The sequence below is a fragment of the Pseudomonas reactans genome (genome assembly GCF_013387025.1).
Lineage (GTDB): Bacteria > Pseudomonadota > Gammaproteobacteria > Pseudomonadales > Pseudomonadaceae > Aquipseudomonas > Aquipseudomonas reactans.
The window spans coordinates 156,743-169,882 of the sequence record NZ_JACAQP010000008.1 but is presented as its reverse complement, the minus strand read 5'-3'; the positions used below and the strand labels follow the sequence as shown (position 1 = coordinate 169,882).

Annotated in this window: 12 protein-coding genes; 2 read left to right on the top strand and 10 right to left on the bottom strand. The window is 63.8% G+C overall.

Annotated features, from left to right (window positions below; translation table 11 throughout):
* Nucleotides 1-87: 87 nt before the first annotated feature.
* The 6 genes from fecE to HX793_RS11980 form a co-directional block, all read right to left on the bottom strand.
* Complete coding sequence (gene fecE / locus HX793_RS12005; protein ID WP_177052924.1) at nucleotides 88-879, bottom strand: Fe(3+) dicitrate ABC transporter ATP-binding protein FecE; 792 nt, start codon at nucleotides 877-879, stop codon at nucleotides 88-90.
* A gap of 4 nt (nucleotides 880-883) precedes the next feature.
* Complete coding sequence (locus HX793_RS12000; RefSeq protein WP_177095579.1) at nucleotides 884-1,852, bottom strand: iron chelate uptake ABC transporter family permease subunit; 969 nt, start codon at nucleotides 1,850-1,852, stop codon at nucleotides 884-886.
* Nucleotides 1,849-2,838, bottom strand: a complete 990-nt coding sequence (gene fecC, locus HX793_RS11995) for an iron-dicitrate ABC transporter permease FecC (RefSeq protein WP_177095577.1) — start codon at nucleotides 2,836-2,838, stop codon at nucleotides 1,849-1,851. Before fecC ends, HX793_RS12000 begins: the two co-directional genes overlap by 4 nt.
* Before the next feature lie 2 nt (nucleotides 2,839-2,840).
* Nucleotides 2,841-3,755 carry a Fe(3+) dicitrate ABC transporter substrate-binding protein gene (locus tag HX793_RS11990; RefSeq protein ID WP_438810844.1) on the bottom strand — a complete coding sequence of 305 codons (915 nt, stop codon included), beginning with the start codon at nucleotides 3,753-3,755 and terminating at the stop codon, nucleotides 2,841-2,843.
* Between the two features lie 232 nt (nucleotides 3,756-3,987).
* Nucleotides 3,988-6,378, bottom strand: coding sequence for a TonB-dependent receptor (locus HX793_RS11985; protein ID WP_177095573.1), 2,391 nt, complete (start codon nucleotides 6,376-6,378; stop codon nucleotides 3,988-3,990).
* Nucleotides 6,379-6,452: 74 nt separating this feature from the next.
* Nucleotides 6,453-7,379 carry a LysR family transcriptional regulator gene (locus tag HX793_RS11980; protein WP_177095571.1) on the bottom strand — a complete coding sequence of 309 codons (927 nt, stop codon included), beginning with the start codon at nucleotides 7,377-7,379 and terminating at the stop codon, nucleotides 6,453-6,455.
* 132 nt (nucleotides 7,380-7,511) lie between these two features.
* Between HX793_RS11980 and HX793_RS11975 the strand changes: the two genes are divergently transcribed.
* Together HX793_RS11975 and HX793_RS11970 are read left to right on the top strand one after the other, a co-directional pair.
* Entirely contained in the window at nucleotides 7,512-7,952 is a 441-nt protein-coding gene (locus HX793_RS11975) for a nuclear transport factor 2 family protein (RefSeq protein ID WP_177095569.1), read from the top strand.
* A gap of 26 nt (nucleotides 7,953-7,978) precedes the next feature.
* Nucleotides 7,979-9,091, top strand: a complete 1,113-nt coding sequence (locus HX793_RS11970) for an alkene reductase (protein WP_177095567.1) — start codon at nucleotides 7,979-7,981, stop codon at nucleotides 9,089-9,091.
* Nucleotides 9,092-9,093: 2 nt separating this feature from the next.
* Here HX793_RS11970 and HX793_RS11965 read toward each other — a convergent pair whose 3' ends face one another.
* From HX793_RS11965 to HX793_RS11950, 4 genes are read right to left on the bottom strand one after another with little or no spacing between them, the layout of a single operon-like run.
* Entirely contained in the window at nucleotides 9,094-10,704 is a 1,611-nt protein-coding gene (locus HX793_RS11965; protein WP_177095565.1) for a gamma-glutamyltransferase family protein, read from the bottom strand.
* A gap of 21 nt (nucleotides 10,705-10,725) precedes the next feature.
* The gene (locus HX793_RS11960; protein WP_016978141.1) at nucleotides 10,726-11,505 is read right to left on the bottom strand and encodes an amino acid ABC transporter ATP-binding protein; all 780 of its coding nucleotides are present in this window, start codon (nucleotides 11,503-11,505) and stop codon (nucleotides 10,726-10,728) included.
* Nucleotides 11,506-11,507: 2 nt separating this feature from the next.
* Nucleotides 11,508-12,284: an amino acid ABC transporter permease gene (locus tag HX793_RS11955; protein WP_010209179.1), complete on the bottom strand. Its 777-nt coding sequence runs from the start codon at nucleotides 12,282-12,284 to the stop codon at nucleotides 11,508-11,510.
* Between the two features lie 11 nt (nucleotides 12,285-12,295).
* Nucleotides 12,296-13,102: an ABC transporter substrate-binding protein gene (locus HX793_RS11950; RefSeq protein ID WP_177052929.1), complete on the bottom strand. Its 807-nt coding sequence runs from the start codon at nucleotides 13,100-13,102 to the stop codon at nucleotides 12,296-12,298.
* Nucleotides 13,103-13,140: the final 38 nt, after the last annotated feature.

Below are 13,140 nucleotides of genomic sequence, written 5' to 3'. Positions count from 1 at the left end.
GCCTGCGATGGCGGTGGGTCAGCTGGAAATGATGTGACTGATAGACCGCTATCGCAGGCAAGCCAGCTCCCACAGTTTTTAACCGAGTCAGGCTTGAGGGCGGGTGCTCTTTTTCACCAGGCACATGGGTGTACCGGCGACCGGCTCCCGCATCACTTGCACCTGCACCTCAAACACCTGGCGCATCAACTCGGCATTGATCACCGCCCCCGGCGCACCATCAGCCACCAACTTGCCGCCGTGCATTACCGCCAAATGGTCGGCGTAGCGGCAAGCCTGGTTGATGTCGTGCAGCACCGTGATCACAGTCTTGCCTTCGGCGGCCAGTTCACCCATCAAGTCCATGAGTTCGACTTGATGGCTGATGTCGAGGTAGGTGGTGGGTTCATCCAGCAACACCACCGGCGCATTCTGCGCCAACACCATCGCCAGCCAAGCCCGTTGGCGCTGGCCGCCGGACAGATCGGCCAATGCGCGATCAGCCAACACGTCCAGCTCCAGGCGCTGCATGGCTTGGGTCACGTGGGATTGATCACTGCCGCTCAAGCGTCCCCACAGCGAGTTATGCGGGCTGCGGCCATAGGCGACCAACTGGCGCACGCTGACACCTTCCGGCACCGGCAGCACCTGCGGCAAGAACGCGATCTGCCGCGCCAACTCGCGGGCGGATAGGCTGGCGTAGGCCTGGCCATCCAGGGTCAACTCGCCCTGGGTCGGCTTGAGGATGCGCGCGAAGGCCTTGAGCAAGGTCGACTTGCCGCAGCCATTGGGACCGATCAAGGCGGTGACCTTCCCGGTCGGCGGCGCAAAGGACAGGCCTTGCACGATGCGCGTGGTGCCGTAGCCGATGTCGAGCTCGCGTGCGTGAAGAATACTCATGTGATCAGCCCTTGAACCTTGCCAGCAACCAAAGAAAATACGGCGCGCCAATCACCGCCGTGAGCACCCCGGCGGGGATTTCGCTGGGCGCGATCAACGTGCGCCCCAACGTGTCGGCCAGCACCAGCAGCAACGCACCGATCAGCATTGCCGCCGGCAGCAGGTACTGGTGATGCCCGCCCACCAACCGCCGCGCCATGTGCGGCGCGACCAGGCCGATAAAACCAATCGGCCCGATCACCCCCACGCCCAGGCTGGTGAGCAGCACCGCGCAGGCCATCGCCAGCCAGCGTGTGCGACTCAGTGGCGTGCCGAGGCTATGGGCCGCTTCATCGCCGAGGGCGATCAGGTTCAGCGGTTTGGCCAGGCACAACCCGATGGGAATCAGCACCAGGAACGGCAACACCAGCGCCAAATGGTGCCAGTTGCGGCTCCACAGGCTGCCGGTGAGGGCGAGCAAGGCGGTGTTGATATCCAGCGGATGGGACAGGATCAGAAACTCGGTAACACTGGACAAGGTCACCGCAATCGCCACCCCGGAGAGGGCAAAACGCACCCCGGAAAAACTCACCCCGGTGTTGTACAGCGCCAGCAGCAACGCGCCGCCGGCCCCGCCCAGGCAGGCCACCAGCGGCAACCACACAATCGGCAAATGCGGCCAACTGATGATCGCCACGGTCAGTGCCAGTCCGGCGCCTTGGGTCACACCGAGGATTTCCGGTGAGGCCAGCGGGTTGCGGATCACGCCCTGCACAATCGCCCCGGCCAGGCCGAAGGCTGCACCTGCGAGAATCGCGATCAGGCTGCGTGGCAGGCGGTGGTTCCAGACTTCGAAGTCGAGGGCGTCGTGGGCCAGCAGGCGGTCCAGCACGGTTTCAGGCGTGAGCCACACGGTGCCGGCGCTGAGACTGATCAACGTCGCCAGCAGCAACAGGCCGAGCAGCATCCATAAGCGCAAGGGTGGCCGGGTCATAGGGCGCGCCTGGCAAGAAAGAGGAAAAACGGCGCGCCGATCAACGCAGTGACCACACCCGCCGGCGTCTCCACCGGAAACGCCACGGCACGGCTGAGCAGGTCGGCGCCCAGCACGATCGCCGCGCCCAATGCCGCGCTCAGCGGGATCAGCCAGCGGTAGTCATTACCAAGGAATTGGCGAAGGATATTCGGCGCGATCAGCCCGACAAACCCGATCGGCCCCACCGCACAGACGCTCGCGCCGACCAGCAACAGGCTGGCGATGAACACCTGCAAGCGCAGGCTGGCAATGCCCACGCCCAGGGAGCGTGCGGCGTCTTCGCCGAGGTTGATCAGGTTCAAACGCGGCGCGCACCACAGCGCCCACAGGCCACCGATCAAGGTGCACGGCCACAGCAGTTGCACCTGCGCAGCGCCGACATTGGCCAAGGAACCGGCCAGCCAGTTGAGCACGCTTTGTGCCTGGGCCTCGACCAGGATCACCGTGAGCCGGGTCAATGCCGCGCACAACGCGGCCACGGCCACACCGGCCAGTACCAGGCGTCCCTGGGCGGTGGTCGGCGACCAGGCACCGCCGAGGCTGAACACCGTGACCCAGGCCAACGCGCCGCCCAGGCACGTCATCAACAACGCACCACCGGCAAACGGCGGCGCAACCAACCCGGTGGAAAACAGCGCCAAACCCAGCGCCGCCCCGGCCGTCACACCAAACAAGGATGGCGAGGCCAGGCGGTTGCGGGTAATGCCTTGCATCAATGCACCAGCCAGGCCCAGGCAGGCGCCGACCAACGCGGCGCACAGCGCCCGTGGCACGCGCAATTGGGCGACGATGTAGGCCATATTGCCGCCCACGCTGCCTTGATGAACCAGGCCATTCCACGCATCCGCCGCCGTGATCGTGAACGGTGACCAGCTGTAGAGCGACAGCCAGAACAACCCGGCACCCAGCAGCACAATGCTTGCCGCCGCGAGACTTCGCCCCATGTTTATTGGCTCAGTACGGCTTTACCGCCCTTGAGAATTGCCAGTGCGTCTTCGGCGATCTGCTCCGAGGCCAGCACACCGCGATTGCGCGCCCAGCTGTCGCCGTCCACTTCAGCGACCTGTTTATTACGCACCGCGCCCAGCACTTGCCACAGCGGCTGCTTGCTCCAGTTGTCGACGATGCTCGGGCGACGGTAATGCCCGACCAGCAACCAACCGGGGTCGAGGGCGAGCAGTTGCTCCAGGCTGACAAACTCGGTAGGCGCCGCATTGGCGCGTACCGAGGGGACTTTCAGGCCAATGGCTTCGAGCACGCTGCCGGCGTAGGAATCCGGGCCGTGCACGGAGAAACTGTCTTCACGGGCGACACCAAACAACACGCTGGCGCCGGCCGGGATCTGCTGGGCAATGGCTTTGAGGTTTTCGCGGTTCTTCTGGATGCGCGCTTCCATTTGTTCGCTCTTGCCCAGCGCCTTGCCGATCAGCTCGGCGGATTTCAGGCTGCCCTGATAATCCTCGCCGCGCGATGGCAGCAACAGGGTGGGCGCGATGCTCGACAGGTCGTTGTACAAGGCCTGGTGACGGTTGAGGTCGGCGACGATCAGGTCCGGCTTGAGCCGGGCGATTTCCTCGATACTCGGCTGCGAGCGCAGGCCCACGGACTTCCACTGGCCGATGGCCTGGCGCACACGGGGCAACACACGGTTGGCGTCGCCATCATCGGCGGCGCCGACGGGCGTTACCGCGACGGCGGCAAGGCTGTCGAGAAAGGAGAATTCCAGCACCACCACGCGCTTGGGCGCATCGGGCAGATGCACCGCGTGCTGGCCGTCGTTGAGGTCGATGGGCGCGGCGCTCAACAGGCTTGAAGACAACGCCAGGACGCAGGCGGCAAGGGTGGGGATGGAGCGCAGCATTCGCATGACAAGGACCTCGGCGTTAAAACACCCCAGCTAGACAGGCCGGGGAAAACGGCGGGTACTATTCCATATCGGGGCGGCGTGATCAAAAAACATTCTCATTTATACCCCGCCTGTCACCTCCCACTGTAGGAGCGAGCTTGCTCGCGAAGAACCCAAGAACAACGCGTTCATCCAGGATGCCCGCGTCATCGTTGGCGTTTTTCGCGGGCAAGCCCGCTCCTACAGGTTAGAAGTCGACGGTGGCCGACAGCAGGTAGGTACGCGGCGTCGACAAGGTCAGGCCCGGCTCGCTATCGTCCGACGCACCCGCCGAACTCCAGTAGCGCTTATCGGCGACGTTCTCCACATTCGCCCGCAAGGTGATGTGTTTATCGTCCACCTTGAACCCGTAGCGCGCCCCCACGTCGAGGCGGTTCCAGGCGTCGATTTCCTTGACGTTGGACTGGTCCAGGTACTGCGAGCTGGAATAGATGCCACGGCTGGTCAGGGTCAGGCCTTCGAGGCCCGGCACATCCCATTCAGCGCCCAGGTTGACGTTGTACTTGGGCGTGGCCGGGGCGCGGTTGCCGTCCCAGGTGCCGTTGGTGGTGTCTTTCAGCTCACTGTCGATGTACATAACCCCACCAAGCAGGCGGAAGCCCTTGAGCGGTTCGCCGAACACGCTCAGTTCTACGCCTGAGTTCTCGCGCTTGCCGTTAGGCCCGAATACACGCGTGGTGGCGTTGGTTTCATAGGCTGGCTGCTTGATGCGGAATACGGCGGCGGTCACGGCGAACGCGCCAGCGTCGTATTTGGCGCCCACTTCCACCTGGCGACTGATGAACGGCGGGAAGATCTCGTCTTCGTTCCGCGAGGTGGACGGCGCGATCTTGCCCTGGCTCAGGCCTTCCATGTAGTTGGCGTACAGCGACAACTTGTCGGTGGCCTTGAACAGCAGGCCACCGGAGGGCGAGACCTTTTCTTCGTCGTAGGCCGTGTCACCTTTGACGCCGTCGCTCCAGTCATCGACCTTCACGCGCTGCCAGCGGGCACCGAGGGTGAGCAGCAGACGGTCGTCGAAAAAGCCCAAGGTGTCGGACAAGGCGACGCCGGTAAATTTGTTTTCGGTATAGACCTTGGGATCAAACCGAGTCGGCCGTGAAGGCGTTGGGGTTTGCACGGGGTTGTAGAGGTTGCTCGACGGTGACGTATAACGCGCGCCGCCGTTGGTGAAGTCCATGTCGAAGTAGCTGGCGGCCAGGTTGACCTCATGGCTGACCGGCCCGGTGTGGAACCAGTTGCGCACGCCAGCGGTGTAGGTGCGCACGTTTTCATCGCGAGTGAAGTCGCGAGGCGACACTGCGAAATCACCGGCCGCATTGCTGACGGATACCGCGTGACGCAGGAAGTCGTGGTTGCTTTTGCGCGCGCCCACGCCGCCGTAGAGCATCACGTTGTCGCTGAGGTCGTACTCGGCATTGACCGTGCCGAAGGTGTCGTTGGTGCGGGCCTTGCTCCAGGATTGCGCATAGTTGCGGCGCACGTCATTGGCGCTGGGAACCGGCGCTGCGGCCGCCACCTGCACGCGCTCTTGCGGTGCATCGGTGTCGCGCTCGGTGTGGCCGATATCGGTGGAAAGGCGCAAGCGTTCGCCACGGTAATCCAGGCCCAGCACGGCCATTTCGCGGTCGACGCTCTGGTGGTCCCAGGCGGTGTCGCCGGACTGCTTCACGCCGTTGAAGCGGATGCCGAACTGGTTGTCTTCGCCAAAGCGCCGGCCAATGTCCACCGCGCCGCCGGCCTGGCTGTCGGACGCCCAATTGCCGGTAAACGAATTGATGTCCTTGTCAGTGGCACGCTTGGGCACCACGTTGATCCCGCCGCCCACGCTGCCACGCGGCGAGATGCCATTGATCAACTGGCTCGGGCCCTTGAGGATGTCGACGCGGTCGGCCATTTCCATGTCGATGGTGTAGGTCGGCAGCACGCCGTACAGGCCGTTGTAGGCCACGTCGCTGTTGAACAGGCTGAAGCCGCGAATGGTGAATTGCTCGTAGCGCCCACCAGCCGGGTTGGTGGCGCGTACCGACGGATCGGCGGCGATCAAATCGCCAAGGGTACGCGCCTGTTGGTTCTTTACCGCATCCGCGGTGTAGGTGGTGATGCTGAACGGGGTTTCCATGAAGTCCCGCGTGCCGAGCATGCCCTGGGCCGTGCGGCGCGCCACCTGGCCGCCGGCGTAGGTGTCGCCGTCATACAGCCCGGTGGTGCCGAGGATTGAAGTCGGGGCCAATTCCAAGCTGCTGCCGTCCGGCGCCGGTATCAACATGTAGGCCTGCGCGCCCATCGGTTGCAGTTGCAGGCCAGAGCCTTGCAGCAAGCGCGCAAAGCCCTCCTCCACCCCATACTCGCCGGACAAACCGCTGCTGCTGCGCCCGCTGACCAACGCCGGGTCCACCGACAGGTTGACGCCCGCCAACCCGGCGAAGCGGGTCAGTGCCGCACTCAGGCTGCCGGCGGGAACCTGATAGCTGCGGCGGGTGGCGGTGTCTTCGGCGTAGCTGACGGCGGCGAAGAACGGGCTGGCGCTGAGGCTCAGCAGCAGGCTGAGTTTCAGCAAGGGGCGGACTACGGACATTGGCGCAAGCTCTCGATATTGTTCACTTGCCTGGAATGACAGGCGAGATGAAAAAAAGGGACAGGCTTATTCGATTATTTTTTCGCGCCGCCAAATACCTCGACCTGCTGCCCGGCCATTTCCAATAGCGCATCCACCACCACGCGCACCTTGGGCTGCACGTAACGGGTGTGTGGCCAGATCACATGAATCGGCATGGTCGCCCCGGCACAGTCGTCGAGTACCGTCACCAGCGCGCCGCTGCGCAGGTGTTCGGCCACCAGCCACGTGGGCAATTGGCACAGGCCGCCGCCATCGAGGGTGGCGCGCAGCATCATCTCGCCGTCGCCGAACTCATGACGCACGCGCACTTCCTGCTCGTGCACGATGCCTTTGGCGTTTTTCACCAGCCAGGTCTTACGCAGGCCGATACGCCAGCCAATGATGCAATCGTGAGCCAGCAAATCCGTAGGGCGCAACGGCGGTGGCAGCCGGCGCAAATACTGCGGCGCGGCGCAGATCACCAGGCGTTGCTCACCGAGACGACGGGCGACCAATTCCGGGTCATCCTTGAGATCACCGATACGCACCGCCAGGTCGATGCCTTCGTTGATCATGTCGACCTTGCGCTCGCCAAACGTGAGGGTCAGGTCCAGTTGCGAATATCGACCGGCCAACGCGATCAGCAGCGGCGCGATATGCCGTCGGCCAAACGCGGCGGGCAGATCGATCCTCAAGCGCCCCTTGGGCTCGGCAACACCACTGAGAAAACTACCCTCGACTCCGCGCAACTCCTCCATCACCCGCAAACAGCTGGCCAGGTAAACCTCGCCCTCATGGGTCAGGCTCAACTTGCGGGTGCTGCGGTGCAGCAACTTGATGCCCAGGCGTTTTTCCAGCCACGTCACGCTCTTGCCCACCGCCGAGCTGGTCACGCCCAAGTGCTGGGCGGCGGCGGTAAAACTGCCCTGTTGGGCGGCCAGGATGAACTCGGGGATGCCGTCGAGTTGAAGGGTTTCCATCACTGCCTCCGACACAGAAAGCCTTAATTCTATCCCCATGGGATCAACTGAACAGCCTTCTAAGGGATTAATCCGCCTTGTGCGCTCGAATAAGCTAGACACTACTTTCAACGACCATCCCTGTGAGGTCCCATGAACGCCGATTTGAACCGTCTTACCAGTCTGGAAGCCATCCGTACCCTGCGCCTGCGCTACTGCCATCACCTCGATGCCAACCGCATGGACGCGCTGGCGCAGTTGTTTACCGAAGACGCCATTTGCCACGTCGACCGTGCAGGCTGGACTGGCCGTGAAGCGATCAAGGCCGGCTTGTCCCAGGCCTTTCGCGATTTTGATACCGAGCAACGCGGCCAGTACCCCTTCCTGCACGCCGTGTCCAACCACTGGATCGAAATCCTCGATGAGGACCGCGCCGAAGGCCGTTGCTACTTGACCGACTTCGTGACCCAACGCCCGGCGGGGGGAAACCCGTTGCTGCTGCTGGGCCTGTACGTCGATGAATACCGCCGCGTCGAGGGCGAATGGTTGATCAGCCGCACGCGCCTGGACGTGGTGTGGCCCCAACGTCCCTGAATTCTGATCCCTTACAGAGGTTTCCCATGAGTACCCTATTCAAACCCTACGACCTTGCCGGCACTGCGTTGACCAACCGCGTGGTGATGGCGCCCATGACCCGTGCCCGAGCACTGGACGATGTCCCGGATGAACACACCGTTCTCTACTATGCCCAACGCGCATCAGCGGGGCTGATCATCAGCGAGGGGGCGCCGATTTCCCGCGAGGGTTGCGGTTACCTGTTCAACCCTGGGCTGTACAACGATGCACAAACCCAGGGCTGGCGCCGGGTCACCGATGCGGTGCACGCCAGGGGTGGCAAGATCTTCGCGCAGTTGTGGCATGTGGGGCGCATGTCCCATGTGTCGATTCAGCCTGAGGGTGGCGCACCTGTCTCTTCGGTGGCGGTTGCCGCCGCCCAGTCGAATGCCTACGCCTGGGTTGCCGAAGGTCAGCCGGGGCCGGTGCAAGCCAGTACGCCAAGGGCGCTTGATACCGATGAGGTGCGTCGAGTGACCGCAGATTTTGTCAGCGCCGCACGCCGTGCGATGGACGCCGGGTTTGATGGGGTCGAGTTGCATGGCGCGAACGGCTACCTGTTCGAGCAGTTTTTGAATGGCGCGCTGAACACCCGCACGGACGAGTACGGCGGCTCCATCGCCAACCGCCAGCGCTTCCTGCTGGAAACCCTGGATGCCCTGGCTGCCGAGATCGGCAGCGCACGGGTCGGTGTACGCATCTCGCCCTTCGGCCGCTTGTTCGATATGCATCCGTACCCCGAGGAAGCCCAGACGTGGCTGAGCCTGGCTACCGCGCTCAACACACGCAACCTCGCCTATGTGCACTTGAGCGACCAGCTCACGTTGGGGGCAGAAGCCATCCCCGCAGGCTTCGCCACAGCGTTCCGCCAGGCCTACCAAGGCACCCTGATCGCCGCCGGTGGCTTTAATCGCGCCCTGGCCGAAGCGGTGTTGACCCAAGGCGACCTGGATCTGGTGGCGTTCGGCCGGCCGTTCATTGCCAATCCGGACCTGGTGGAACGCATGCAACACGACTGGCCGCTGGCCGAAGGTGATCGCACGACGTTCTACGGTATCGACGGTTGCCCGACACGGGGCTACACCGACTATCCGACGGCACCGGCGAACCGGGCCTAGGTTTACCAGACTGCGATATGCGAGTCCGTCCTGGGCTCGGTGCCGCCGCAGAGTACCCCGCTGACCGGGTCGCGCAGGATGATCTGCCCGCGCCCGTAGTCAGTGAGGTCGCTGGCGATCTGCACCTGATGCCCGCGCCGCGCCAAGGCGTTGGCCAAGTCGCGGGAAGCACCCTGTTCAATACCCACCTTCATGTCGCCCAGCCATTGCCAGCGCGGCGCATCCAGCGCCGCTTGCGGGTTGAGGCCGAAATCCACCAGGTTCATCACCATCTGCACGTGGCCCTGGGGCTGCATGTAGCCGCCCATCACGCCGAACGGGCCGAGGGCCTGGCCGTCCTTGGTGAGGAAGCCGGGGATGATGGTGTGGAAGGTTTTCTTGCCTGGCGCCAGGCAGTTGGCATGTGCCGGGTCGAGGCTGAACTCCTGCCCACGGTTCTGCAACGCGATGCCGCTGTCGGGTAGCACCACCCCGGAGCCGAAGCCGTGATAGTTGCTCTGGATGAACGAAACCATGTTGCCCTCGGCGTCGGCCGTGGCCAGGTACACCGTGCCACTGGCATGGGGATCGCCGGGTTTGGGCGGCTGGGCCTGTTCGCCAATCTGGCCACGGCGACGACGGCTGTACTCATCGCTGAGCAGGTCGGCGACGGCCACGCGCATGTGCAGCGGGTCGGTGATGTAGTGCAGGCCGTCGCTGTAGGCGAGTTTCATTGCCTCTAATTGGCGGTGCCAGGTCTGCTGGCTGTCCCGGTGATCGAAGCTGAAACCTTCGAGGATTTTCAGCGCCATCAGCGCCACCAGGCCCTGGCCGCTGGGTGGGATTTCCCAGACATCCACACCCCGGTAGTTGATGTGGATTGGGTCCACCCACTGGGCGCGGTAATCCTTCAGGTCGCTGGCGCGCAGGTAGCCGCCGCTGGCCTTGGAATGCGCATCCAGGCGCTCGGCCAGGGCACCGCGATACAGGCTTTCGCAGCGGGTCGCCGCCAGTTCTTCCAGGGTGCGGGCCTGGGCCGGGTTGCGGAAAATCTCACCAGCCCGTGGCGCACGGCCATCAATCAGGAACGTGTCGAACCAGGCGTCCAGGGCCAGGTCACGGTGGGGGGCAAACTCATCCAGCGCGGCCTGCCACAGATGGGCGATCACCGGCGACAGCGGGAAACCGTCACGCGCCAGGCGAATGGCCGGTTGCAGCAACTCGGCGAACGGCAATTTGCCGAAGCGTTGCGACAGCTCGGCCCAGGCCGACGGGCAGCCTGGCACGGTGACGGGTGTCCAGCCATACAGCGGCATCTGGTCGTGCCCCGCCGCCTTGACCGCCTCGATGCTCAAGGCAGCCGGCGCCTGGCCGTTGCCATTCAATCCGTGCAACTGGCCCTTGCACCAGATCAGGGCAAACGCATCGCCGCCGAGGCCGCAGCCGGTAGGCTCCACCACCGTCAAAGCGGCCGCCGTGGCAATGGCGGCGTCGATGGCGTTACCGCCCTTTTGCATGACCTCGATACCGGCCTGGGCGGCCAGGGGCTGGGACGCCGCGACCATGCCGCGCTGGGCAAACACGCTCTGGCGCTGCGAGGGATAAGGGTACTCGTGAGCAGAAAATTTCAACATGGCAGAGGCTCTTCAAAAAGGTCATAACACGCGACTGAGAAAGGCTCGGGTACGGGGATGGCTGGGGTGGCTGAAAATCTGTTCCGGTGGCCCTTGTTCGATGAGTTCGCCTTGGTCAAGGACCACCACGCGGTCCGCCACTTCACGGGCAAAGCCCATTTCGTGGGTGACCACCACCATGGTCATACCCTCCTCGGCCAGCTCCTTCATCACCTGCAGCACTTCGCCGACGGTTTCCGGGTCTAGGGCGCTGGTGGGTTCGTCGAACAGCATGGCCTGGGGTTTCATCGCCAGGGCACGGGCGATGGCCACCCGTTGCTGCTGGCCACCGGAGAGCATCGACGGGTAGTGGTTGGCCTTGTCTGCCAGGCCGACCCGCGCCAGTAATGCTCGGGCCTGTTCCAAGGCTTCAGCGCGGGGCGTGCCGAGTACCTGGATCGGCGCTTCGATGATATTTTCCAGCGCGGTCATATGCGGGAACAGGTTGAAGCGCTGGAATACCATGCCGATGTCGCGGCGCTGGTGGGCAATGTTGCGCTCCGAGTCGCGCACCAGACTGCCGTCGCTGCGCTCGCGATAGCCCATGGCGCGCCCGTTGACGCGGATGCGCCCGCCCTGGATGTCTTCGAGCAGGTTGATGCAGCGGATAAAGGTGGTCTTGCCCGAACCCGAGGCGCCGATCAGCACCACCACTTCACCGCGCCGTACTTGCAGGGAAATCCCCTTGAGGATCTGCAGCGTGCCAAACGACTTGTGGATATCCAGCGCTTCGATGATCAGTTCTTCACTGTGGTGCGCCATGATTATCGTCCCCTTAGCAGTTTCAAGGTGCTGCGCCCGAACATGCGGCTGGACGCCGGTGGCGGCGCGGAAGGCCGGTCGGACTGGCCGAAGCGTGCCTCCAGCCAACGCTGGAAGAAGCCCCAGAGCGTGGTGAGCATCAGGAAGTAGATCGCCACCACCAGGTACAGCTCGAACACGCGGAACGTGGCCGAGGTGACCATCTGCGTGCTGAGCAGCAATTCCTGCACGCCGATCACGCTGACCAGGGTGGTGTTCTTGAGCATCACGTTGAACTCGTTGCCCAGCGGCGGCACGATCACGCGGAACGCCTGGGGCAGTACGATGCGCCGCATCAGCTTGGCAAAGCCCATGCCCAGGGAGCGCCCGGCTTCGTATTGGCCCTTGTCGACGGCGCCAATGCCGGCGCGGATGATTTCAGCCATGTAGGCGCCTTCGTTGAGGCCCAGGGCGATGATCGCCGCCTGGATATTGCCGGGCACGACCAGGCCGAACAGGTCGATGTCCTCAAAGCGGAAAATCCCACCGGCCGCCAGTGCGGTGTAGAGAAACACGATCTGCACCAGCAGCGGCGTGCCCCGCATCAACCACACGTAAAACCGCACTGGCAGGTGCAGCAGCGGGTTCTTCGACAGGCGCAACAGCGCCGCCGCCAAGCCCAGTACGCAGCCCAGCAACATCGCCGACACCGCGATCAAGCAAGTCAGCCACAGCCCGGTGAGGTAGACCCCGCTGGGCTGCAACAGGTACTGCCAGAACACATCCCAATTGAAGTTCATCGCCGCAAACCTCAGTCGAGAGTGTCACTGCTGACATGCCATTTGTTCAGCAACGCCACGTAGCTGCCATCGCTGCGCATGTCACTGATCACTTGCTGCACGGCGGCGGTGAGTTGCGGGTCGTCCTTGCGCATGCCCAGGCCGGTGAGGATGCGGCTGAAGGCCGGCACGCCTTCCTGGAACAGGTCCGGGGCCATCGCGGCGTAGTAGCCGGCGGTTTCCACCGTGGTGCCGTAGGCGTCGACCTGGCCGATGCGCAGGGCCTGGAAGGCGTCGGTGTCGGTGTTGTAGACCACCAGCTTCATCGGAGGCTTGCCGGCCTTGGTCAGGCTGTCGTTTTGCGCGTCCAGCAGGGTCTTGATGGTGGAGCCGTTGAGCACCGCAACCTTGTGCCCGGACAAGTCATCCAGGGCCTTGATGCCTTTGGGATTGCCCTTGGGCACCACCACCGACTGACTGGAATACATGTAGTTGACGATGTCGATCACCTGGCGCCGCTCGGGCTTGTCGAACAGCTGGTCGACGATCATGTCGCACTGCTGCGCAAGCAACGCCGGCACCAGGCCGGAGAACGGAATCACCCGCCACTGCACCTGCTTGTCGCCCAGGCGCTTGGCGATCTCGAGCCCGAGGTCGACAGTGAGTCCGCGCGGTTTCTGCGCTTCATCGAAGGACACCAGGGGCGGTGAATCCATCCCCGAGCAGTAGACGAGTTTATCGACGCTCTTCAGGCGCTCCGGCACCTGGGGCGCGGCAATGGCACATTGGGTACAGAGGCCGAGGGAGACAGCCACCAGCAAGGCGCGGCGTTTATGCATGACCAGACACTCCAGTTCGTTCGTTAACGGGGCAGGAC